This is a genomic window from Bacillus thuringiensis, from assembly GCF_001182785.1.
GTDB lineage: Bacteria > Bacillota > Bacilli > Bacillales > Bacillaceae_G > Bacillus_A > Bacillus_A thuringiensis_S.
Map to the genome: position 1 here is coordinate 710,757 of NZ_CP012099.1, position 22,909 is coordinate 733,665.

The window sequence follows — 22,909 nt, forward strand, 5'->3', positions numbered from 1 at the left end:
CTTCCAAGTAATAAGGAAGGGGTATTTTGCTTAACTAATTTTTGAGTTAGGTGTTTCATCAATCTTATGAAACCCTTTCATGTAATATACGATTGCTAAGCCGATAAGCCAAATTGGGCCGACAATCAATGCAATTCGTGTATCTTCTGAATACGCCATTATACCTAGTACTAATACAAGGAAAACAAGTGAGAAATATGAGCTTAATGGGTATAAAGGCATTTTATACGATAACTTTTGTTTATTTTGAGTAGGTAAGCTTTTACGGAATTTAATTTGAGCAACTAATATAATTCCCCAAGTCCAAATTGCGCCGAAAGTTGAAATGCTAGTAAGCCATGTAAATACCTTTGCAGGTACGAGATAGTTTAATATAACACCAATGAGTAAAACGATAGCGGTTGCTACAATTCCTTGGCTTGGAATGCCGTTTTTATTTAAACGACCAAATCTTTCAGGAGCTTTTTTCTGCTGAGCTAATGTAAATAGCATACGGCCTGTACTAAATAAACCACCGTTACAAGAAGAAAGAGCTGCTGTTAATACGACAAAGTTAATAATACCTGCTGCTTTTGCGATACCAATTTGCTGGAATGTTAATACGAATGGGCTTCCTTTCTCACCAAGTTCGTTCCATGGATAAATTGCCATCATAACGAATAGAGCTCCTACGTAGAACAGTAATATTCTCCAAAACACGTTATCAATTGCTTTTGCGAGTGTTTTCTTCGGATTTTGAGCTTCACCAGCTGTAACACCGATTAATTCAACGCCTAAATAAGCGAATAGTACCATCTGCATGGAGAGTAGTAACCCAGAAAAACCATTTGGGAACCAGCCACCATGTGACCAAAGGTTTGAAATACCAGTAGCGATACCACCGTTTCCGAATCCGAATAAAATAATACCAGCGCCGACTACTATCATACAGATAATTGTGACAATTTTAATGAGAGCAAACCAAAACTCAAGTTCTCCAAATACTTTTACCGATAAGAAGTTAAAAGCGCTCATTAACAATAGAGCAAGTAACGCCCAAGTCCAGCGCGGGATATCTGGAAACCAGTACTGCATGTAAATACCAGCTGCTGTAATTTCAGCCATACAAGTAACAACCCATAAGAACCAGTAATTCCAACCAGTAATATAACCAGCGAGTGGGCTGATATAATCATATGCATATTTACTAAAAGAACCGGCAACAGGTTGTTCAATTGCCATTTCCCCGAGAGCTCGCATAATGAAAAAAATAACGAGTCCGGCAATCATATAGCCTAGTAAAATAGAAGGACCGGCTAGTTTAATAGCGGAAGCGGATCCTAAAAATAGCCCAACACCAATAGCTGAGCCAAGTGACATTAAAGTAATATGTCGTTCTTTTAAACCACGATTTAAAGTTCCAGATTTGTTTGTGTGCTGCATAAGAAGAATCCCCCTTGTAGAGTGAACGATATTTGAATGCGTTTACTGAATATTTAACTATTTCAAATTATAAAACATTTCCATCTGTTATGCTACAAAAATAATCATAATGAACTGTACTACATCTGTATTTGTCAGACTTAAACTTAAAATTCGAACTATTAGGGAATATATTGACTCTTCTTTTTATTGATTGTTAAGATTAAGTATTATATTTTCTCACATACTAGTAAGAAAAGAATGTGTGATAATAATTCAGGTGTAGGAAGGGTACATAAGCATGTTTCAATTACAAAAATATAACACTTCTGTGAAGCAAGAGTTTTTAGCTGGCATCACAACTTTTTTTACATTTGCGTATATTCTTGTCATCAATCCAAAAATATTATCTGATGCAGGTATACCATTTGACCAAGCGTTTACAGCAACAATTATTGCAACCGTTGTTGGAACAGTAGGTATGGCGATTTTCGCGAATTACCCGATTGTTATTGCTCCAGCTATGGGAATGAATGCATATTTTGCTTATTCTGTTGTACAGAAGGCAGAAGGGATTACATATGTAGTTGCCTTTTCAGCTGTATTTGTAACGGGGATTATTTTTCTTTTATTATCTTTTACTTCGTTTAGGCAAAAGTTAATTTTAGCAATTCCTGATAGTTTAAAGCATGCAATTGCAGGTGGAATTGGACTATTTATTGCTTTTATTGGATTGCGCCTTTCTGGAATTATCGTGGATCATCCGTCTAATTTAGTTACGATTGGTGATTTTCATTCTCCAGCCGTTATTTTAACTTTAATTGGTTTAATATTAGCGGCGGTATTAATGGCATTACGTGTGAGTGGTGCATTATTTATTAGTATGATTGTGACAGGAGTTATCGCCTTCTTTACAGGGCAATTGAAGTTTGCTGATAAAATTGTGGCGATGCCTCATTTGCCAGAGGGTATTATCGTTTCAAACCCAATCAATGCATTTTCAGATGTAATTGAATACGGATTATATGGTGTTGTATTTTCATTTTTACTTGTACTTTTATTCGATACAACAGGTGCATTACTTGGTTTAATTAAACAAGCAGGTTTAATTACAGACAATACAGAGAAGCGTTTTGGTAAAGCGTTTATTGCAGATGCAATTGGCGGGACTACAGGTTCTATCTTTGGAACAAGCCCAACAGCAGCGACGATTGAATCGTCAGCAGGTATTGCTGCAGGTGGGAAAACTGGATTAACAGGGATTGTAGTTGTTGGTCTAACAATTATAACGGCATTTTTCAGTCCTGTTATTGCTTCTTTATCAAGTGTAGCTGCTATTACAGCTCCTTCATTAATTATAGTAGGTAGTTTAATGGCACAAAGCATTCGAGATATTAATTGGAATGAATTTGAAGATGCGTTACCAGCATTTTTGATTTTTATAGGTATTCCGTTAACATCTAGTATTGCAAATGGAATCGCAATTGGATTTTTAGTATATCCGGTTTTGAAAATTGTGAAGGGTAAAGGAAAGGAAGTACATCCATTACTATACTTATTTACAATTTTATTTGGATGTCATTTATTTTTATAATATAGATATAGGAGAGGGAGCTTCTTATGAGAGGCTCCTTTTTTGTGTATAATAAAGTGAAACTATAGGCAGTAGTGGGGATTTATCCCCACTGTGTATTAGCCCGCATCAATCGGGATAATGTGGAAATTAAATTGATTTCGCAAAATATAAATTACCTAATGGAATATATATGTTACAATAAAGGTAGAGGAGGAACATGAATGGCTGTAAGTAAAATAAAAGTCGCGCGTGTTCAGTTAGATTTAACACAGCAAAAATTAGCAGAAAAAGTAGGCGTTACAAGGCAAACGATTAGTTTAATTGAGAAGGGGAAATACAACCCATCTTTAGATTTATGTTTGAAAATTTGTTATGCAGTAGATAAAACGTTGAATGATTTGTTTTGGGAGGAAAAGGAGTGATAGGATGAAAATCGTGAAAGATGAACGTTTAATGATTGAAGGGTTAAAACATATTAGATTAGTTTTCATCTTACAAAATATCGTCATACTAGCTATCGTCTTTTACCGCTATGTCTTGCAAGGGGCAGGATATGAAAATGTTTCGGATCTATTAATGGTATTTATGGGCGGGATCGTAGCCATTAACTTCTTAAATTTAAAACATTCTGTAGAGGCATATGAGCATACAGGTGGGGTATCACGTAGCTATTTCATGAAACTATTATTCATTCCGGTAGGTATTGTTATTGGACTGTTAGCTATTTGTATTATTGTAACACCGGATATTTCGATAAAAGAAATCAGTATAACAGCACTTATTATGTTTGCTTGTTTTTTAGGTCCTAGTTTATTTATCTACATGTATATGAAAAAGATAAAAAGTGAAGATTGAAATATAAGAAAAGCTTTCCCGTATTGAGGAAAGCTTTTCTTATATTTTTTTATACAGTACTTTATGAAGGCCAATCGGTTCAATTTCAAAGATTTCACCATGCTCCTGAAAGTCTAATCGCTTGTAATAGTCAGTTACAGTAATACGGCCATTACACCATAGGATGTTTGCTTTCCGTTCTTTTAAAATTTGTTCTGCCTTCTGAATTAAGGAGCTTCCAGCTCTTTTGTTCCGAAAGTTAGGTAATGTTGCCATTCCTCTTAGTCTATAATGGATACCATTTTGCAAATCAGGATATATTTCTTTTGAGAAGGAAGCAATGCTAATCAACTCATCGTTTATAAAGGCACCTAAGTGGAATGTGTCTTTTTCGTAGTCAGAAGAGTATTTACAGTTTGCTAGGGACTGATTAGGACGCAACACCGCTTGGCGTAATAAGTGTGTCTCGGATGCATCAATATACTGCACAGTGATCATATTATCATCCTTTCTTATAAACCTTTTTCTATAAGTTGTATAAAGAAGTATGCAGGTGCAGCGAGAAGACCGAGTATACTAGCGGTTCCGAGAAGGAGTGAAAGAAAAAGGCATGAGTATTTAACTCCATTTGATTTTTTCCAACCATAGCTGCAAATTTCAATGCTAACACCGATGAGAATAATGGCGACGAGTACTTCCGCTAATAATAAGAGAGCTAAAGTTACAATAGACATAATGTAATCCATCCTCATAATATGTGATAGTAACATTTTACCATATGAAATTAAAAAAATGCCCCTCAATTATGTGAGGGGCATTTTTTTACTCTAATATGTTTTTTAGTGTATCGATATGCTCTTTTGAACCTGTTACAAGTAATGTATCACCGTGTTGTAGTCTTGTATCACCATGTGGTATTAATGCTTTATTACCGCGGTAGATTTGAATCACAAGTACATCACCTAAAAACGGAAGGCGGCGAAGTGCAACGCCGTTATATTTATTGCTGCGTAGTTCAACTTCGCGTACTGTTTCGTTTGCAGTTGTAATTAAGCGAACGAGACTAGGTTTATCAATAAGTGCACGTAATAAAATACGTGTAGAGTTAATTGTTGAGAATACAGCGATATGTTCTTGCGTTGCTTTTTCTTGTAGAAGTGGATCTTCTACACTTGCAATAACATGTTCAACACCTAGCTCTTTTGCATGTTCTGCTAATAATAAGTTTTGTTCATCATCGCTTGTTGCAACAACGACGCGATCTGCATCAAATGCTGTTTGTTCAGTTAATGATGCGATTGTGATGTCATCTAATTTCACGATAGGGAAGTCATGCGATTTCGCTTCCTCATCATTTATTTTGTTTTGACGCATCATATATAGCGTTACGTCATAATCTTCTCGTTTTAAATCTAGTGATAACGGAAGGGTAATTCTGCTCGCGCCAATAATAGCTACTTTTGGTTTTGGTGTTTCTACTTTTGGGAACATTTTTTTAAACAATACAGGTGCAAAAATACAAGTAATAACTGCGCTTAAAATAAGAGAGGCAGATAAACTTGGACTGATGATCCCTAGTTTTTCACCAATTTGTGCAGCCGCAATAACTAAAGAAAGTGTCGATGTTAATAAGATTGCACTTCCAAGTACGATATTACGTGGATACCATTTTCGTAAGACGAGTGATGGTAAGAGTTTTGAAATAAAGAGTCCTACAATTAAGATTGGGATCATTAGCATGCTAGAAGGCTCTTTAAAAATAGACCATACCTCTAGATTTACACCAACCATTACGAAGAAAATAGGGATGAAGAAACCATAGCCGATGGAATCAAGTTTTTCCACCATATCTTCATTGGGTGATAATAACGATACAAGTACACCTGCTAAGAAGGCACCTAAAATATTTTCTGCTCCAACAGATTCCGATAACCCAACTAAGATTAAAATGAGTGCAAAAACAGCCCGTGTATCAATTTGTACACTACCAGCTTTTAAACTATCTAAGTATGGAATGTTTTTAAAGCGTTTTGCAATAAAGTAAATGACAATACCGGCACCGAATAGAAGAAGTAAGAGCCACATACTTTGGCCGCTTTCGGAATTTAATCCGACGAAAACAGCGAGTAAAATCATTGTAACTAAGTCTGCAATAACAGCAACTAATAAAATGATTTGTCCGATCGCAGTTTTTCCTAGGTTGTTTTCTTTTAATGTTGGTACAACAACCCCTAAAGAAATAGTTGAAATAATTAAAGTCATGAACATTGCATTATCTACAAATCCTAGCCATACGAATAGTAATGATAAGGCATAAGATAAGATGAAAATAAATAAGAAGATAATGCTTGCTGCTTGAAATGTATTTGGTTCGTTTGTCGTATTTTTTTTCCCTTTTTGTTTAAAGATAGAAAAGTCAATTTCTAAACCGCTTAAGAACATGAGGAAGATAAATCCTAATGTTGATAAAACTTGAAGCCATATATCTGGCTCAATAATATTAAACCCACTTTTACCTACAAAGATTCCTGCGATAATTTCTGCAACGACAACAGGAAGTGCTTTTAATTTAAAGCGTTGTAACAAAAGGGGAACGAAAAACGCGATTGCAACGACAACCATAAGTGATAGAACAGAAGTATGATGTTCCATTGCGTTCTCTCCCTTCAAATAAATATAGTACCTATTTAGCCATATAATAGGTAGAAAAGCAACGCATATGGATTCGATTTCATAAAGAAAGACTTTTCTTAAGATTTGTCATAATAAGTATATTTTTCATGATTCTGTTGTTAATTCCGTAATGTGGATGTAATAGGGGAGGAGAATAAAAAAAGACTGCTGAGATTCCTCAGCAGTCTTTTTCATGTACATTACATTGAGAAGAAGATCCATACAGTTAAACCGACTGTTGCAGTTGCAACGAAGAAACTGTATATCATTGTAAGAATTTGAACTCTTCCTTCTCCTTCTTTTAAATGCATGAACATAATTAATTGTAATAACGCTTGCGCAACAGCCATTATGATAATAGTTGTTAAGACTGTTGAAAGTGGCAATGTTGTGTAAAGTGCCACGTATAGCGCTAGGAACGTTAGTGCAAGCGATAAAATAAATCCGAAAACGTGTGACCAAGGGAATCCGCTATGCGCATGCCCGTTTGCTTGGTTATTATTTTGACCCATTTACGCCACCATCCCGTTCAAGTAAACTAGTGTGTAAATAAAGACCCAAACTAGATCAAGGAAATGCCAGTATAAGCTGATAATGAATACTTTACGAGCTGTAACTGGTGTTAAACCTCGTTTTAAAATTTGGATAATAACACAAGTTGCCCAAATGATACCGCCTGTTACGTGGGCTCCGTGCGTTCCAAGAAGAACGAAGAATGCAGATAGGAAAGCACTTGTTTGAATTGTTGCGCCTTCACCGATGTACATAATGAACTCTTCGATTTCAAAGAATAGGAAACCTGCACCTAAAAGTAATGTAAGGATGAACCATCCAAGCATTGCTTTTTGATTGTGCTTACGCATTTCGTGAATTACGATACCACATGTGAAACTACTTGTTAAAAGTAGTAATGTTTGAATTAAAAGCGTTTTAAGTTCAAACAGTTGCGCTGGAGTTGGGCCATCTGCCGTACGACCAGCAAGGACTAGATAAGAGGCGAAAAGTGTTGCGAACAGCATAATTTCAGCCCCAAGAAAAATCCAGAATCCTAGGATATTCAATCTGCTTTGTTCGGATTGATATTCCAAAGGTAAGCTTTTATCTAAAGCCGCCATGTCATTTCACCTCTCATGCTATATGTTCTGTTTCTTTAATTTCATCAACACTTACGTAGTAACCATCGTCATAATCGAATGAACGATAGATTAAGCAAGCTAAAATACCAATACCACCGATTGCTGCAAGCCAGAACCAGCTAAATACTAATGCGAAACCTGCAAGACCGAAGAATCCAGACGCAATAATAGGCACACCAGAGTTACTTGGCATGTGAATTGGTTTGATATCTTCTGCAGCTGGTGTAACTGTTTCTCCGCGTTTTTTCATGTACCAGAAAGCATCAGCTTCTTTGATTTCAGGAAGTTTCGCGAAGTTGTAATGTTGTACAGGAGATTGAGTTGCCCATTCAAGTGTACGGCCATCCCATGGATCTCCAGTTGTGTCACGTTCACCGTGACGTGCACTCCAAATTACGTTGTAGCAAAGAAGTAGGAAGCCGATACCCATCATTACCGCACCAACTGATGCGATTTGGTTTAGCCATCCCCATCCAAGACTTTCAGAGTAAGTGTACATACGACGAGTCATACCGTCTAAACCTAAGAAGTACATTGGGAAGAAACAGATGTTGAATCCGCTCATAAAGATCCAGAATGTCCATTTACCTAGGCGTTCATTTAACATATGACCAGTCATTTTTGGATACCAGAATGTGAATCCAGCAAGCATAGCGAATACTGTACCTGCGATTAATACGTAGTGGAAGTGAGCAATTAGGAAGTAGCTGTTATGGTATTGATAATCAGCTGCTGCCATTCCAAGCATAACCCCTGTAACCCCACCGACTACGAAGTTTGGAATAAATGCCAATGACCAAAGCATTGGAACTGTAAAACGGATACGTCCTTTATACAGTGTAAACAACCAGTTAAAGATCTTAACACCGGTTGGAATCGAAATCGCCATTGTCGAAATCGAGAAGAATGAGTTAACCGCTGGACCTGCACCCATCGTGAAGAAGTGGTGAAGCCATACGACGAAACTTAGTAAAGAAATTGCAACCATTGAGTATACCATCGCACTGTAACCGAATAGACGTTTACGTGAGAATGTACTAATGATTTCAGAGAAAATACCGAATGCCGGTAAAATAACGATATATACTTCAGGGTGACCCCATACCCAGAACAGGTTGGCCCATAACATCGGCATACCGCCGCTCGCCATCGTAAAGAAGTGAGCATCGAATAGACGGTCAAATGTCATTAATGCAAGAGCAACTGTTAATACTGGGAAAGCGAAAATAATAATAATTGTTGTAATTAAGATTGACCAAGTAAACATTGGCATTCTCATTAAAGTCATACCAGGTGTACGCATTTTTAAGATAGTAACAAGGAAGTTAATACCGGTCATTAGCGTACCGAGACCTGAAATCTGTAATGCAATTGCGTAGTAGTTATTTCCTACGCCTGAAGTAAACTCTGTACCTGCCATTGGGAAGTAAGAAGTCCACCCAGCGTCTGGAGAACCACCGATTACGAAAGCGATGTTGAATAACATTGCTCCGACAAAGAATAACCAGAAACTTAAAGCATTTAAGAACGGATATGCAACGTCACGAGCACCAATTTGTAATGGTACTACAAGGTTCATTAATCCCATAACGAATGGCATTGCCATGAAAAGAATCATTACTGTACCATGTGTTGTAAAGATTCCGTTATAGTGTTCAGCGTTTAAATAAGTTGTTTCTGGGAATGTTAACTGTGCACGGATCATTAAACCATCCATACCACCACGGAATAACATGATAACCGCAGAAATAATATACATGGCTCCGATTTTTTTATGGTCAACAGTTGTCAACCATTCGTCCCAAAGCCATTTCCATTTTTTATACTTTGTTAGTACGAAAATGATTGCTAATGTCACAAGAACGATAGAAGCGTCTGCACCGTAAATAATCGGGTCACCTGTGACAAAGAATTCATCAAGCTTCACTGTGTTCACTCCAATCTGTTGGAATAATAGCTATTATTTTTTGTTTTTGTAGTAGTTGTAATCACAATATTCAAGTGATTTTGGATCTACATAACTTAAGTGGTGACTAGAGAACGTCATGCGTCCAACTACACCAGGTTTAATAATTTCGTTGTATTTCTGTTCTGTTAACTTATCAGCGGTTTGTTGTACTTCTTTAACCCACTTGTCATATTTCTCTTTAGTTTTCGCTTCAACTTCGAACTCCATGTGAGTGAATCCTTCACCAGAGAAGTTCGCACTACGACCTAGGTAAGAACCTGGCTTATCAGCTTGTAAATAAAGATCCATAATCATGCCATCCATTGTGTACTTCATACCACCAAGTTCTGGTACCCAGAAAGCATTCATTGGGCCGACAGAAGTCAGTTTGAATTGAATTGGTACACCAGCTGGGATGTTTAAATAGTTAACGGTTTCAATTTTTTCCTCTGGGTAACTGAATAACCATTTCCAGTTTGCAGATGTAACATAAATTTCAACTGGTTTAATATGTTTGGACTCTTTCGGAACCTCTTCCGAAGCATAAGTTGCTTTTACTGTTGGAATCGATAATGCGATAACGATAATAACAGGAACAAGCGTCCAAATAATTTCTAGTAATGTGTTACCGTGTTGTTCAGGTGGCTCATAGTCCATATTCTCTGGTTTTTCACGATAACGAATCAAGATGACTGTAAACAGAATGAATACAATTGCGATAATTAATGACATAAGCAAGAATGACCAAACAATTAAATCATACTGTGCTTTTGCAACAGGTCCTTGCGGATTTAATACTGCGAGTTTTTTATCACAGCCACCGAGGAACAGAAGTAATGATAACGGAAGAAGCGAAGCCAACTTCCAAAACGCTTTCTTTAGTTGCACGATTGAAAATCTCCTTTCTCCTTGGATTGAAACTATGCCAATAAAACAATATAAACCTATTAATTTATAGAAGGCAATAGTTTTTGATATATTGTTAAAAAATAGACACAAATGCACACTTTTTAAGGTGAATATCATTTGTAACTTGATTACATTGTAAACTATTTTCCAGAGAAAAACGTGATTGTGAAAATTTTAAGATAAATAAAGTTATACCAGGATATCCAAGAAATAGAAAAAAGCTATCTTATCATAAGAAAGATAGCTGAATATTTTGTATATTTAGTTTATTTCTCGTGTGACAGTTCGTGGCTGTTCAAGTGTGACAACTTTTTTATATTTAACTTGGTATAAAATGTAACAAATAATCATAAATGGAATGCCACAATAAAGAGCAATTCTTTGATCTGGAATGAAAGCCAAACTAACAAATGTAATGAAATTAAGTGAGAACGCTACGATTGGAACTAGCGGATAGAGCGGTGTACGATATTTTAAATCATTTATGTCGCCACCATTTTTCACGAAATTTCTACGGAAGAAAAACTGTGAAGCGGCGATTGACATCCACACGACAACAGCAGCCATTGCTGCAATAGATGTTAAAACTAGAAAGACAGTATCTGCCGCAAATACACTTGTTAATAAAGAAAGGCTAGCGAAAATTAGGCTGAAAATTAGTGCATTTAGCGGTACACCTTTTTTAGTTAATTTCGTAAATGCTGGACTTGCCATTCCTTGTTTTGCCATCGCCCAAAGCATACGAGAATTTGCGTATAGACCAGAGTTAGCAACGGATAATACAGCTGTAATAATAACGAAGTTCATAATGTCTGCTGCATATGGTACACCGGCTACATCAAAAACAAGTACAAAGGGACTTTCGACTAGATTAGCCTCTTGCCATGGGAGTAAACCTACAACAACTGATATCGCTAAGACGAAGAAGAAGAGAGTTCGCCAAATTGTGTTTTTGATTGCTTTTGGAATTGTTTTTTCAGGGTTTTCACTTTCTCCTGAAGCGATTCCGATTAATTCTGTTCCTTGGAAAGAGTAATTTACTGTAATCATCGTAAGAAGAACAGCTAATGCGCCGTTTGGAAATAGCCCGCCATTTTCAGTGAAATTATGAAGCATTGGAGCTGGCTTTCCATTAAAGTCTAGTAGACCGAACATAACAGCGCCACCAAGTACGATAAAAATAACAATTGTCGCGACTTTTACACTTGCGAACCAAAACTCTGCTTCTGCATATGCTTTTGCTGATAAAGCGTTTACGAGGAAGAGTGCTGCTGCAAATGTAACGCACCAAATCCATGAAGAAACGTCTGGAAACCAGCGTTTCATTAAAATACTTACAGTTGTTAACTCTACTCCCACCGTAACAGCCCAATTTAGCCAATACATCCAACCGACAACAAATCCAAAACCAGGTGAAATAAATTTGCTTGCATAGCTTTGGAATGAACCTGCTTCTGGCATAGCAACGGATAATTCACCAAGACATAACATCGTTAAATACATAACAAATCCACCGACTAAAAATGCAAGAATAGCACCACCAGGTCCGGCATTATGGACGATTTGACCAGATCCCATAAATAGACCGGTTCCGATAACGCCGCCGAGTGCAATCATAAATAGGTGTCTACTTTTCATTGTTCGTTTTAAATCTGTTTGTTCAATTTGTTGATTCATATGCCCCTCACCCCGTATTTTCTTGAATGTGTGAACTTCGTTTTATTCTGAGTTTTTAATCATTAGTGGGGGATGCAACACACACTCGGTTTATTTGCTATGAAATGAATGGAGTATGTAAAAAAACGAACTATGACTAAATACTCTAAGAATGTTTGTTAACATGGTGATATCTTCACTATGTTAACAATTTTGATTTTAGCAAAATATTCTGGAAATGTATATTTATTTTTCTTTTTATTAAAAATAATTAGAATTTTTATAATTAATTCTATGAGCGATAATTCACATGATCTTTCTAGCAAACTAGTAAGAAGAAGGGTACAATGATAAGAGTTGTGTCTGTAAAATAATAATTAATGGAGTTTTGTTTATAATGAAAAAGTTAAAATATCTTTTTGTTTTTGGGATTATACTTGCTGCTGCATTTTTTATAGGAAAAGATAAAATCATGCAAAAGGCGCAAGTTCTACGCTTAGAGTTTCTATCTGAAATGAAAGAAGCAGCTATGATTGAAGATGTTCCGTTTATTAAACAATTACCAGAATTACCTCGAGGATGTGAAGTGACAAGTTTAGCTATGTTGCTGCAATATAAAGGTGTACAAGTAGATAAGATGCAACTTGCTAGCGAAATTCATCGCGTTCCATTTGAACAAAATGGCGTACGGGGAAATCCTTACGAAGGGTTTGTTGGAAATATTTACACAAAGGCAGAGCCTGGATATGGTGTATATAATCAACCGATTTTTAATTTAGCAGAAAAATATGTTCCTGAAAAAGTAATTAATTTAACAGGTAGAGACATGCAAGATATATATAAAGTAATTAGTTCTGGTTCACCGGTATGGGTCATTATCAATACGACGTTTAAGCCGCTAGCTGAAAGTAGTTTTGAAACATGGAATACGAGTTCGGGCGAAGTGAAAATTACATATTATGAGCATAGTGCAGTAGTAATTGGATATGATCAAAACTTTGTATATGTAAATGATCCTCTTAAAAATAATCCGCGTTTGGCTGTTCCACGAGCAGAATTTGAGAAAGCTTGGGAGCAAATGGGAAAACAAGCAATTACTATTTTATGATAATGAAAAAGTCATCTTTTGGATGGCTTTTTCTTTTTAGTTTATCATCGCTTAAAATTCAGAATATTCTTTTAAAAGTTAACAATTCACGTTATAATAACATTTAACTTGGTGAAGAAGGAGTGAAGGGGTATGGATGTTGCAAAGGAACTTGTTTTGTCAAAAAATCAGTTAGTTGAGTGGAGAAGGCATTTTCATAAGTATCCAGAGTTATCTTTTCAAGAAGAAAAAACATCGCAGTTTGTGTTCGACATACTTCGAAAATCCCCGTATTTAGAAGTGTCACGGCCGACTAAATATAGTGTGATGGCAAAGTTAGTAGGTAAACAGCCGGGCAAAACAGTTGCGGTTCGAGCCGATATGGATGCTCTTCCTATTCATGAAGAAAATGAGTTTGATTTTATTTCTACATATAAAGGTGTGATGCATGCATGCGGTCATGATGGACATATAGCGATATTACTTGGAGTCGTACATAAGTTAGTGGAAGAAAGAGAGAAGATTAAAGGGGAGATTCGTTTTCTATTCCAACATGCTGAAGAGAATTTCCCTGGTGGTGCAGAGGAGATGGTTGCTGCAGGTGTAATGGAAGGTGTGGATTATATTATTGGTGCTCACCTTTGGGCGTCGTTAGAGGTTGGGAAAATAGGCGTTATTTATGGTCCTGCAATGGCTGCACCGGATGTTTTTAAAATTAAGATAGAGGGAAAAGGTGGACATGCTGGAATCCCTCATGAAACGGTGGATAGTATCGCAATCGGAACACAAGTCGTTTCGCAACTTCAGCAAATTGTATCTCGCCTCACGAATCCATTAGATTCTCTCGTAATATCTGTTACACAATTTCATGCGGGGACAACTCATAATGTAATACCAGAGCAAGCGGAGATTGAAGGGACAGTGAGAAGTTTAAGACATGAATTACGAGGTGAAACAGAGAAGAAGATTGAGCGGATTGTGAAGTATATTACGGAATCTTACGGAGCGAAATATACATTTTCATATGAATATGGATATCGACCAGTTGTAAATGACTATGAAGCTACAGATCTTATTGAACAAACGGCATTACAACTTTATGGAAGGGATAGAGTTGTTCGTTTACAGCCGACGATGGCTGGAGAAGATTTTTCAGCGTTTTTACAAAAGGCACCGGGGACATTCTTTTTTATCGGAGCAGGAAATAAAGAGAAAGGTATTATATATCCTCACCATCACCCTCGTTTTACAATTGACGAAGATGCATTACCGATTGGAGTCGAAGTCTTTGTATCAGCCATTATGAATTTTATAAGTAAAGGAGAATGAGATGAAGAAAATATACATCCTAGCGCTTATTCCAGTTCTTTGTTTAGTAGTTGGGCCAATATTTGCGAATTCAGTTACTCCTTACGTATTAGGGATGCCATTTTTATTATTTTGGGTATTATTATCAGTGTTTATTACATCTCTTTGTATGGGGCTTGTGTACGTGTTTGATCCTGCTAATAAGGAGGATGTAAAATGACTGCATTACTTATCATTATTTTATTTTTGTTTCTCGCATTATTTTTAGGGATTCGGGCACAACATGGAAAAGATATGGATTTAGAGCAATGGTCAGTTGGGGGAAGCGGATTTGGCACTATTTTTGTTTTTCTCCTTATGGCAGGTGAAATTTATACGACGTTTACATTTTTAGGGGGAAGCGGTTGGGCGTATAGTAAAGGCGCGCCTACCTTTTATATTTTAGGTTATGGCGCTTTAGCTTATCTTTTATCGTATTTTTTATTGCCACCGATTTGGAAGTATGCGAAAGAGCATAACCTTGTTTCACAGTCGGATTTTTTTGCGAAGAAATATAGAAGTAAAGCGCTTGGACTTATTGTCTCAATTGTTGGTGTTGTTTCCATCATCCCATATCTTGTTTTACAGTTAAAAGGACTGGGAATTATCGTTTCAGAAGCGTCTTACGGAAGGGTGTCACCTGTTGTTGCGGTTTGGATTGGTGCCATTGTTATAACTATATATGTAATGGTTTCAGGTATACACGGTTCAGCTTGGACGGCTGCTTTGAAGGATATTATGATACTGTTTATCGTTATGTTTTTAGGTATATATTTACCGTATCATTATTATGGAGGATTTCAGCCGATGTTTGAAGCTGTAGAAGCAGCGAAACCGGGGTTTTTATCTTTACCTGAAGAAGGAATGAGTATTTCTTGGTTTGTTTCTACTATTATATTAACGGCCCTCGGCTTCTATATGTGGCCTCATACATTTGCTTCTGCTTTTTCTGCAAAAAATGAAAAAGTATTTCGTAAAAATGCAGCAATTATGCCATTGTATTCTTTAGTGTTACTTTTCGTATTTTTTGCAGGGTTTGCTGCTATATTGCAAGTTCCTGGGTTAAAGGGAGCGGATGTAGATCTTTCGTTAGTCCGTCTTGCTTTACAAACTTTTGATCCTTGGTTTATTGGGATTATTGGTAGTGCGGGAGTATTAACGGCATTGGTTCCAGGCTCTATGCTTGTTATGGCGGCTTCTACACTGTTAGCGAAAAATATTTACCGAACGATCGTTCCGTCAGCTTCAGATAGACAAGTTGCTAAAGCCGCAAAGTTATTTGTACCTGCAGTAACGCTCGTAGCAGTTTTATTTACATTTAAAGGAGGAGAAACAATAGGAGCCCTTCTTTTAATGGGATACAGTATCGTTACGCAACTTTTCCCTGCACTTGTATGTAGCTTGTTTCCACGCCAAATTATTACGAAGCAAGGAGCGATTGCAGGAATGGGAGTTGGGCTGTTAGTGGTCGCATATATTACCTTATCTGGTTCAACTATAGCCACGATGTTTCCGAGTTTTCCGCAGTATATAAAAGATTTGAATGTAGGTATAGTCGCATTGTTAATTAATATGATTGTGATGTTTGTAGTTAGTGGATTTACAAAAGGTGTATCTATAAAGAAAAACAGTATAATAGTAGAAAAGTAATTCGTTTATTGGAGCTATCTTTGTAAAGAGATAGCTCTTTTTTGTATATATTTCCTTCTATTAGCGGAATCTAACTAAAAACTTGTTGAAAAGGAAGTTAGGTGGGGAAATTGTTAGAGCTTGAAGGTAACTTATTTGAAGTTATGAAAGAAATTAGGGATGAGTTAGGTTCACCTAATGATTTAACAATTAGAGAAGTTGCTCTTGCTGGGAGTTTTACACGTTGTGCGGTTGTGTTTTTATGCGGATTAACAGATAAGGATAATGTTTATAAATATGTCATTCGCACACTGCAATACGAAGAAATTCAAAATGAGGAAGCTGTTGTTCAAACGTTATTGGATCGTTTTATTTCTATCGCAGAAGTGGGTGTAAAGACGAAGTTTCCAGATATTATGAATGCGATTTTAGCGGGAGATACAGTTATATTAATTGATAATATTCAAACTGCTATCGTTATTAATAGTAGGGCTTGGGAGAAGCGAAGTTTAGAGCCACCAGTGACAGAAGATTTAATACGCGGACCGAGAGTTGGATTAAATGAAGATATTAATGTGAATAAAATGTTAATCCGACGCAGTTTACGCGATCCAAAGTTGAGGTTCCAATCTTATATTATGGGGAAGCGATCGCAGAAAGAAGTAACCCTAGTATATATAGAAGATATTATTAATCCTCACATTGTAAAAGAGTTAGATCGCCGTCTTCAATCAATAGTGACAGATGTCGTTTTGGAAACAGGTACGATTGAACAATTAATTCAGGATAATAATTTATCCCCATTTCCACAATTTTTGAATACGGAGAGGCCTGATAATATTATAGCCTCATTAGCGAAAGGGAAGGCGGCCATTTTAGTAGATGGATCCCCATTTGCTCTTATCGCGCCACTCGTATTTGTTGATATTTTTCAATCTGTAGAAGATCATTACGAGCGCTGGGTGATTGGAACGTTATTAAGATTTTTACGTATGGGATCAGGTATAATTGCGGTTTTGTTACCAGCTATGTATGTAGCACTTGTATCTTATCATCAAGGACTTATTCCTTCTAAACTGGCTTATTCAATTGCGGGTGCGAGGGAAGGTGTTCCGTTTCCAGCATATATTGAAACGTTAATGATGGCCTTGACTATGGAATTAATACGAGAAGCTGGAATCCGATTGCCGAAACCGATGGGACAAACGATAGGGATTGTAGGAGGTCTTGTAATTGGAGAAGCTGCGGTAAATGCAGGAATTGTAAATCCGTTTTTAGTTATTATTATTGCGGTTACTGCGATTGCTACGTTCTCGCTTCCTGTATATAGTATTACAATTACGTTCCGAATTTTACTTTTTGTCTTTGTATTAGCTGCAACGGCTTTTGGGTTGTATGGGATCATTCTAGCTCTGATCGCACTTGCTATTCATATTACAAATTTAACGAGTGTTGGTATACCGTATACAACTCCAATTGCTCCTGCATTTTATAAAGATTGGAAAGAAGAATTTATTCGCATGCCAAAATCGATGTTGAAAGATAGACCAGAGTACTTACAAACAAAAGATTCTACAATACGTCCAAAGGAGCGAAAATAATTGAAACCATTTGAGTATGGCGATGAAGAGATTGGATCTCGGGAAATTGGATTTGCGGTATCGTCAACAATTATTGGTATAGGGGCATTGTCTATGCCAAGAGATATCGCTAGCCAAACTTTATTTTCGGACGGTTGGGTTATTTTGCTTTTGGGTGGATTGGTCTGTGCAGTTTTAGGCTGGTTTGTGACGAGAGTGGCTATCTTATTCCCAAAACAAAACTTTGTTCAATATACGAGTGCGCATTTGACGAAGCCTGTTGCATACACAATTAGTAGCATTTTAGTATTAACGTTTGCTGCTTTGACAGCATATGAATCGCGAATGATTTCAGTTATTTCTCAAACGTATTTATTTAGTGATACACCGATACAACTACTGTCTTTCTTTTTCTTATTAGTTGTTATTTACGGAATAGCAGGATCAAGAGCGGCCTTATTAAGGTTAAATGTTTTATTCTTACCTATTGTTTTAATTGCGATAGTGCTTCTTTCTTTATTGAATATAAATTTAATGGAAATAAATAATTTACTACCAGCTTTTCAAACTAAAGTAAGTCAATATGCTGTTGGAGTTAAAAATTCTATTTTTACGTTTATTGGATTTGAAGTAGCTCTGTTTTATGCGGTGTTGCTAAATGATAAGGCAGCGAAAAAAGCGCCAATGGCAGTTGCGAAAGCGGTGATGGTAAACGTGTTGTCGTACATTTTAATTTATGTAACTTGTATTAGTGTTTTTACGTATATGACAACACGTGGATTGACATATCCAACAATTGAATTAGGGAAAGAAATTGAAATTGGTGGAGGATTTTTAGAAAGGTTTGATGCGATTTTTTTTACGACTTGGATTATTACTATTTATAACACTACGGCAATGTATTATGACGTCGCATCTTTATTGTTTTGTGCTATGTTTCCGAAAGTGAAGAAACATATTTTTATTTTCGTAAGTGCCCCGATTATTTTTATGGTGAATATGATACCTAGTAGTTTGAATACTTTATCAAGTTATGGGACTTATTTAGCTTGGATAGATATGGGAGTTGTTGTGTTAGCGCCTTTGCTCGTTTTAATTGTATATAAAATAAAAAGAAGGAATGGTGGAAATGAAACACCTTCTTAAAATTATAATGGTTATGGCTTTAACTGGATGTATGAGTGGGTGTTCTGAGTTAGAAGAGATAGAAGAAAGAGGATTTGTAGTAGGAGCGGCTTACGATATTGTGAAGGAGAAGAAAGCGAATCCAATTATGAAAGGGACCTATCAGATGGTACTCCCCAGTAAATTGTCTCAACAGGGCGGACAAGGGGGTGGGGGGGATAGCGAAAATTATATTAATGTTAGTGCGAAAGCAGATAGTGTGTTTGAACAAATAAGAATAATCGCTAAAAAAATTAGTCGAACATTATTTTTCCCTCATATACAGGTGATTATTTTCTCTGAAGAATTACTTTCACATCCATACATTTTACAAAATACGTTAGATGTATATATTCGCGATCATGAGATGAGAAGAAATATTCGTTTGTTCGTTTCTAATAAAAATGCCGAAGCTATTTTAAAACAAAGTGCCAAGCCTGAAAATTTACCGGCGCAGTATATTGATATGTTAGCTGAACACCCTCCGAAAAATGCCCAAATGATTGAGGCTGCAAGAATTGGTGAGGTGCAGGAAAAGATGATCTCTAACCGAAGTTTCGTATTGCCTATTCTGGAACTAACAAAGCAAGGAGTACAAATGAACGGTGCAGCATTGTTTCGTGGAAAGGATAATAAGTGTGTAGGCAATTTGAGTGGGGAAGAAACATTAGGGATGAATTATATAATAGGTAAAAAAATTGGAGGTTTTTTTACCATCCGTAAAAAGAATCAACTTATTACATATGAAATTCATAAGTTACGTCGAAAAATTAAAGTATCCACAACGAATGCTACAAAACCGAAATTTAATATTCATTTATTTTTGGAAGGTACAATAGCTGAGTTGCACTTTAGTGATCATAAAAAGGTTTTGAATGAAAAGCGTTTAGAGAGGGATATATCGGAAGAAATGGAGGAGCGTATTCAAAAATCGATTAAGCTTGTTCAAAAAAAATATAAGGTAGATGTATTAGAGTTAGGGGAAGTGTATAAACGACATAATTATAAAGAATGGACAAAAATAAGTAAGAATTGGGATCAAGGCGAAAATTACTTTAGTAATGCTGAAATTACTGTTCATGTTCATCCAACAATTGAACATTCAGGTTCAGCTTTACCGAAAAGAGTGAAATAAGGTGATATAAGTTGTTTACTGGATTGGGAATTAGTTGCACGATATTAATGGCGGTGCTGCCAGGGGCTATATATTTCATTCATAAAAAACTCACAACGTATGGAGCGCAGCCGTGGAATACTGATGTGCAAAAAAAGAAACCTGAATGATCTTCAGGTTTCTTTCGGGCAAAGCATATGTGAAGGGGGATGCCTTCTATGTATGCTTTGTTTTATACAAGCCCTAACCAATGTACCAATTGTGTAGAGAGGAATGTAACAACAATGGCGATAACGGTAGGGATTGCAAACGATAAGAATGTCCATTTTGCACTTTTTGTTTCTTTGTATATGTTAACCAGTGTTGTTCCGCACGGGAAATGAAGAAGTGAGAACAACATTGTGTTTAACGCTGTTAACCAAGTCCAGCCATTTTCTAGGAATAGATTTTTAATTTGATTAAAATCATCTATTTCAGTTAAAGCCCCAGTTGATAAGTAAGACATTAATAAAATTGGGATTACAATTTCATTAGCGGGTAGTCCAAGAATGAATGCAGCTAGAATAAACCCGTCAAGTCCTAACATTTTAGCAAATGGATCTAGGAAATTTACAAAATACATAAGTAAGCTTGTGTCACCGATAAAAATGTTAGCAAGTAACCAAGTTAATGCAGCCGCAGGGGCAGCAACAACTATAGCTCGTTTTAAAACGTAGATTGATTTATCGAGTGTTGCCCGAACAATTGTATTCCAAACTTTTGGCTTGCGGTACGGAGGTAACTCAAGTGTGTAGTGAGTTGGAACCCCTTTTAAAGCTGTTTTTGATAGTACCCAAGAAACAGTTAATGTCATAATAACACCAATTACAACCATTCCAACTACAACGCCAGCAGTAACCAATGTTTGCATACTGCCTGTATAACCAGCAGCCATAAATAGTGAAGCCATTAAAATTAACATAGGCCAGCGACCGTTACAAGGAACGAAGTTGTTCGTTAAAATTGCTAGCATACGTTCACGTGGTGATTCAATGATACGTGTTGACATAATGGCTGCTGCATTACAACCAAATCCCATTGCCATTGTTAAAGATTGTTTCCCGTGTGCACCAGATCGTTTGAATAAGCGGTCCATATTAAACGCGACACGTGGTAAGTATCCGTAGTTTTCTAATAGCGCGAACATAGGAAAAAAGATTGCCATAGGGGGTAACATAACACTAATAACAGCACCGATACCACGGAATAAACCAAGTATTAAAATGCCATGTAACCATTCAGGTGCATGAGCAGCTTGGAACCAAGATGTTAAATATCCTTCAGCCCATCCGAAGAATTCGGCAATCATATCAGATGGTACGTTAGCACCTGCAATTGTAAGATAAAAAATAATAGATAAAATACCGAGCATAATTGGGAATCCCCAGATTGGAGATGTGAAAACTTTATCTAGTTTTTCGGAACGATATAATTTATCAGTATTTGTATATTGAACGGATTCTTTACATATGCTTGCAGATGTTCGGTAAATATCTCCGACTATATCATCTCGTATATCTTCTTTTGAAAGTGTTTGTGCGTGTTGAATAATATAGTCTAATGGAAGAGCTTTACTGGCTGAGTGAGATTCCATTAATTACGACCTCCCTTACAAGCGGTTCATTATGGTGTTTTTGAAGTGTAGTTAAGAAATTTTTATCTCCATCTAATATACGTAACGCAATCCAACGTGCTGGATACGTATCACCGAACACTTTATAAATTTGTGGTTCTAATTCTTGAATCATATTTTCGATTTTTTCGCTGTAAGTAATTTTAATTGGTGTTGGAATTAGTTTTTTATTTGCTACTTTCGCAATAACATTTAGCAAATGACCAATACCCACTCGATTACGTGCTGAAATTTTAACGACAGGTACACCAAGTGATTTTGCTAATTTCTTTTCATCAATAACAATGCCTTTTTTCTCTGCTTCATCAATTAAGTTAATGCAAATGACTACATTATTTGTCATCTCCATCACCTGTAGTGCTAAATTTAAATTTCTTTCCATAGCAGTTGCGTCTATGACAACTACAGTTACTTCTGGTTTTTCAAATATAATATAATCCCTCGCTACTTCTTCGTCTGCGGAATTTGAGTATAGCGAGTAAGTTCCGGGTAAATCTATTAATGTATAATTACTTCCGTTATGTTCATATTCTCCTTCAGCTTTTAAAACAGTTTTCCCCGTCCAGTTTCCAGTATGTTGTTTTAAGCCTGTTAAAGTATTAAATAATGTACTTTTCCCGGTATTCGGGTTACCAGCTAAAGCGATACGATGTTTGCTCATCTGAAATCATCTCCTATTAATACCCCGAAAATAAGGGAGCTTTCTTCTTTGCGTAGTGCAATAGTTGTGTTGCTCACTTGATAAGCGACCGGATCTCCAAGTGGACTGCGTTGCAATACTTTAATCGTTGCCCCAGGGATAAATCCCAAATCTAATAAACGTCGTTTCATAGTTCCTTCTAATTGTATCTTCTCAATTTGTACAAATTCCCCTGTTTTAAACTCGGAAAGGGGTTTAGTATTAGCCGATACCATAAAAGTTACCTCTTCTCTATATTGTTAGTGTTAGTTTAAAAAGTTTCCTTAGGTAAACTTTTTGTTAGTAATATAGTAGACTACATTGGATGATGCTGTCAATTAGTACTTTAAAAATATTCATTTAATTTTAGAATTGTTCCAATTTATTTAGTTGTACTAAAAAATATTACTGAAATTCTTTTTAATGTGCATAAATTAGGCGTGAAAAAGTTACAAAATACAGCGGAATTGTAAATGTAACTTTAACTAAAAGGGAAAAAGATAG

The 22,909-nt window shown here is 36.4% G+C and carries 23 protein-coding genes; 11 read left to right on the top strand and 12 right to left on the bottom strand.

Features of this window, described 5'->3' with window-relative positions:
• Positions 1-30: 30 nt before the first annotated feature.
• Complete coding sequence (locus AC241_RS03605) at positions 31-1,422, bottom strand: amino acid permease (protein ID WP_001164901.1); 1,392 nt, start codon at positions 1,420-1,422, stop codon at positions 31-33.
• A gap of 280 nt (positions 1,423-1,702) precedes the next feature.
• Here AC241_RS03605 and AC241_RS03610 point away from each other — a divergent pair, with 280 nt between their 5' ends.
• The 3 genes from AC241_RS03610 (at position 1,703) to AC241_RS03620 (ending at position 3,832) form a co-directional block, all read left to right on the top strand.
• Positions 1,703-2,995, top strand: coding sequence for an NCS2 family permease (locus AC241_RS03610; RefSeq protein WP_016083503.1), 1,293 nt, complete (start codon positions 1,703-1,705; stop codon positions 2,993-2,995).
• 203 nt (positions 2,996-3,198) lie between these two features.
• Positions 3,199-3,399 carry a helix-turn-helix transcriptional regulator gene (locus AC241_RS03615; protein ID WP_000301177.1) on the top strand — a complete coding sequence of 67 codons (201 nt, stop codon included), beginning with the start codon at positions 3,199-3,201 and terminating at the stop codon, positions 3,397-3,399.
• 4 nt (positions 3,400-3,403) lie between these two features.
• Positions 3,404-3,832 carry a hypothetical protein gene (locus tag AC241_RS03620; protein ID WP_016083502.1) on the top strand — a complete coding sequence of 143 codons (429 nt, stop codon included), beginning with the start codon at positions 3,404-3,406 and terminating at the stop codon, positions 3,830-3,832.
• A gap of 39 nt (positions 3,833-3,871) precedes the next feature.
• Here the strand turns inward: AC241_RS03620 and AC241_RS03625 are convergent, their stop codons facing one another.
• From AC241_RS03625 to AC241_RS03660, 8 genes are all read right to left on the bottom strand, one after another.
• Positions 3,872-4,309 (bottom strand): GNAT family N-acetyltransferase, encoded by a 438-nt coding sequence (locus AC241_RS03625; RefSeq protein WP_016083501.1) that lies wholly within the window; start codon positions 4,307-4,309, stop codon positions 3,872-3,874.
• 14 nt (positions 4,310-4,323) lie between these two features.
• Positions 4,324-4,581, bottom strand: a complete 258-nt coding sequence (locus AC241_RS03630) for a DUF4022 family protein (protein WP_003260542.1) — start codon at positions 4,579-4,581, stop codon at positions 4,324-4,326.
• Between the two features lie 52 nt (positions 4,582-4,633).
• Positions 4,634-6,463 carry a monovalent cation:proton antiporter family protein gene (locus AC241_RS03635; RefSeq protein WP_043937922.1) on the bottom strand — a complete coding sequence of 610 codons (1,830 nt, stop codon included), beginning with the start codon at positions 6,461-6,463 and terminating at the stop codon, positions 4,634-4,636.
• Between the two features lie 221 nt (positions 6,464-6,684).
• On the bottom strand, positions 6,685-6,996 hold the full coding sequence (gene qoxD / locus AC241_RS03640) for a cytochrome aa3 quinol oxidase subunit IV (protein WP_000531386.1): 312 nt from the start codon (positions 6,994-6,996) through the stop codon (positions 6,685-6,687).
• A complete protein-coding gene (gene qoxC / locus AC241_RS03645; RefSeq protein ID WP_000729314.1) occupies positions 6,997-7,599 on the bottom strand; it encodes a cytochrome aa3 quinol oxidase subunit III in 603 nt (200 codons plus the stop codon).
• A 13-nt stretch (positions 7,600-7,612) separates the two neighbouring features.
• Positions 7,613-9,547, bottom strand: a complete 1,935-nt coding sequence (gene qoxB / locus AC241_RS03650; protein ID WP_016083499.1) for a cytochrome aa3 quinol oxidase subunit I — start codon at positions 9,545-9,547, stop codon at positions 7,613-7,615.
• Positions 9,548-9,580: 33 nt separating this feature from the next.
• Positions 9,581-10,456 (bottom strand): cytochrome aa3 quinol oxidase subunit II, encoded by an 876-nt coding sequence (locus AC241_RS03655; protein WP_001176166.1) that lies wholly within the window; start codon positions 10,454-10,456, stop codon positions 9,581-9,583.
• Positions 10,457-10,738: 282 nt separating this feature from the next.
• A complete protein-coding gene (locus tag AC241_RS03660) occupies positions 10,739-12,154 on the bottom strand; it encodes an amino acid permease (RefSeq protein WP_016083498.1) in 1,416 nt (471 codons plus the stop codon).
• Positions 12,155-12,530: 376 nt separating this feature from the next.
• Here AC241_RS03660 and AC241_RS03665 point away from each other — a divergent pair, with 376 nt between their 5' ends.
• The 8 genes from AC241_RS03665 to AC241_RS34600 all read left to right on the top strand — a co-directional run bounded on the left by AC241_RS03665 (position 12,531) and on the right by AC241_RS34600 (position 20,224).
• On the top strand, positions 12,531-13,241 hold the full coding sequence (locus AC241_RS03665) for a C39 family peptidase (RefSeq protein ID WP_000734491.1): 711 nt from the start codon (positions 12,531-12,533) through the stop codon (positions 13,239-13,241).
• 132 nt (positions 13,242-13,373) lie between these two features.
• Positions 13,374-14,549 (top strand): amidohydrolase, encoded by a 1,176-nt coding sequence (locus AC241_RS03670; RefSeq protein ID WP_016083497.1) that lies wholly within the window; start codon positions 13,374-13,376, stop codon positions 14,547-14,549.
• Between the two features lies 1 nt (position 14,550).
• Positions 14,551-14,748: a DUF3311 domain-containing protein gene (locus AC241_RS03675; RefSeq protein WP_000725525.1), complete on the top strand. Its 198-nt coding sequence runs from the start codon at positions 14,551-14,553 to the stop codon at positions 14,746-14,748.
• Positions 14,745-16,217 (top strand): sodium:solute symporter family protein, encoded by a 1,473-nt coding sequence (locus AC241_RS03680; RefSeq protein WP_050842593.1) that lies wholly within the window; start codon positions 14,745-14,747, stop codon positions 16,215-16,217. Before AC241_RS03675 ends, AC241_RS03680 begins: the two co-directional genes overlap by 4 nt.
• A 101-nt stretch (positions 16,218-16,318) precedes the next feature.
• Complete coding sequence (gerLA, locus tag AC241_RS03685; protein WP_103574563.1) at positions 16,319-17,797, top strand: spore germination protein GerLA; 1,479 nt, start codon at positions 16,319-16,321, stop codon at positions 17,795-17,797.
• Entirely contained in the window at positions 17,798-18,922 is a 1,125-nt protein-coding gene (gene gerLB / locus AC241_RS03690; RefSeq protein WP_016083494.1) for a spore germination protein GerLB, read from the top strand.
• Positions 18,906-20,075, top strand: a complete 1,170-nt coding sequence (gene gerLC / locus AC241_RS03695) for a spore germination protein GerLC (protein WP_016083493.1) — start codon at positions 18,906-18,908, stop codon at positions 20,073-20,075. The genes gerLB and gerLC overlap by 17 nt, the downstream gene beginning before the upstream one ends.
• 11 nt (positions 20,076-20,086) lie before the next feature.
• The gene (locus AC241_RS34600; RefSeq protein ID WP_000493991.1) at positions 20,087-20,224 is read left to right on the top strand and encodes a hypothetical protein; all 138 of its coding nucleotides are present in this window, start codon (positions 20,087-20,089) and stop codon (positions 20,222-20,224) included.
• 62 nt (positions 20,225-20,286) lie between these two features.
• Here the strand turns inward: AC241_RS34600 and AC241_RS03705 are convergent, their stop codons facing one another.
• From AC241_RS03705 to AC241_RS03715, 3 genes are read right to left on the bottom strand one after another with little or no spacing between them, the layout of a single operon-like run.
• Entirely contained in the window at positions 20,287-21,687 is a 1,401-nt protein-coding gene (locus tag AC241_RS03705) for a nucleoside recognition domain-containing protein (protein WP_000443618.1), read from the bottom strand.
• On the bottom strand, positions 21,665-22,387 hold the full coding sequence (locus AC241_RS03710) for a FeoB small GTPase domain-containing protein (protein WP_000033865.1): 723 nt from the start codon (positions 22,385-22,387) through the stop codon (positions 21,665-21,667). The genes AC241_RS03705 and AC241_RS03710 overlap by 23 nt, the downstream gene beginning before the upstream one ends.
• A complete protein-coding gene (locus AC241_RS03715) occupies positions 22,384-22,641 on the bottom strand; it encodes a FeoA family protein (protein ID WP_000252989.1) in 258 nt (85 codons plus the stop codon). The genes AC241_RS03710 and AC241_RS03715 overlap by 4 nt, the downstream gene beginning before the upstream one ends.
• Positions 22,642-22,909 lie beyond the last annotated feature (268 nt).

What these genes read in the sequence shown, in the direction of transcription:
- qoxD (WP_000531386.1), bottom strand. Translation starts at nt 6,996, where the DNA reads ATGGGTCAAAATAATAACCAAGCAAACGGGCATGCGCATAGCGGATTC.
- AC241_RS03660 (WP_016083498.1), bottom strand. Translation starts at nt 12,154, where the DNA reads ATGAATCAACAAATTGAACAAACAGATTTAAAACGAACAATGAAAAGT.
- AC241_RS03665 (WP_000734491.1), top strand. Translation starts at nt 12,531, where the DNA reads ATGAAAAAGTTAAAATATCTTTTTGTTTTTGGGATTATACTTGCTGCT.
- gerLC (WP_016083493.1), top strand. Translation starts at nt 18,906, where the DNA reads ATGAAACACCTTCTTAAAATTATAATGGTTATGGCTTTAACTGGATGT.
- AC241_RS03635 (WP_043937922.1), bottom strand. Translation starts at nt 6,463, where the DNA reads ATGGAACATCATACTTCTGTTCTATCACTTATGGTTGTCGTTGCAATC.
- AC241_RS03625 (WP_016083501.1), bottom strand. Translation starts at nt 4,309, where the DNA reads ATGATCACTGTGCAGTATATTGATGCATCCGAGACACACTTATTACGC.
- AC241_RS03705 (WP_000443618.1), bottom strand. Translation starts at nt 21,687, where the DNA reads ATGGAATCTCACTCAGCCAGTAAAGCTCTTCCATTAGACTATATTATT.
- AC241_RS03610 (WP_016083503.1), top strand. Translation starts at nt 1,703, where the DNA reads ATGTTTCAATTACAAAAATATAACACTTCTGTGAAGCAAGAGTTTTTA.
- AC241_RS03605 (WP_001164901.1), bottom strand. Translation starts at nt 1,422, where the DNA reads ATGCAGCACACAAACAAATCTGGAACTTTAAATCGTGGTTTAAAAGAA.
- AC241_RS03680 (WP_050842593.1), top strand. Translation starts at nt 14,745, where the DNA reads ATGACTGCATTACTTATCATTATTTTATTTTTGTTTCTCGCATTATTT.
- qoxC (WP_000729314.1), bottom strand. Translation starts at nt 7,599, where the DNA reads ATGGCGGCTTTAGATAAAAGCTTACCTTTGGAATATCAATCCGAACAA.
- AC241_RS03620 (WP_016083502.1), top strand. Translation starts at nt 3,404, where the DNA reads ATGAAAATCGTGAAAGATGAACGTTTAATGATTGAAGGGTTAAAACAT.
- AC241_RS03615 (WP_000301177.1), top strand. Translation starts at nt 3,199, where the DNA reads ATGGCTGTAAGTAAAATAAAAGTCGCGCGTGTTCAGTTAGATTTAACA.
- AC241_RS03675 (WP_000725525.1), top strand. Translation starts at nt 14,551, where the DNA reads ATGAAGAAAATATACATCCTAGCGCTTATTCCAGTTCTTTGTTTAGTA.
- AC241_RS03630 (WP_003260542.1), bottom strand. Translation starts at nt 4,581, where the DNA reads ATGTTACTATCACATATTATGAGGATGGATTACATTATGTCTATTGTA.
- AC241_RS03670 (WP_016083497.1), top strand. Translation starts at nt 13,374, where the DNA reads ATGGATGTTGCAAAGGAACTTGTTTTGTCAAAAAATCAGTTAGTTGAG.
- AC241_RS03715 (WP_000252989.1), bottom strand. Translation starts at nt 22,641, where the DNA reads ATGGTATCGGCTAATACTAAACCCCTTTCCGAGTTTAAAACAGGGGAA.
- AC241_RS03710 (WP_000033865.1), bottom strand. Translation starts at nt 22,387, where the DNA reads ATGAGCAAACATCGTATCGCTTTAGCTGGTAACCCGAATACCGGGAAA.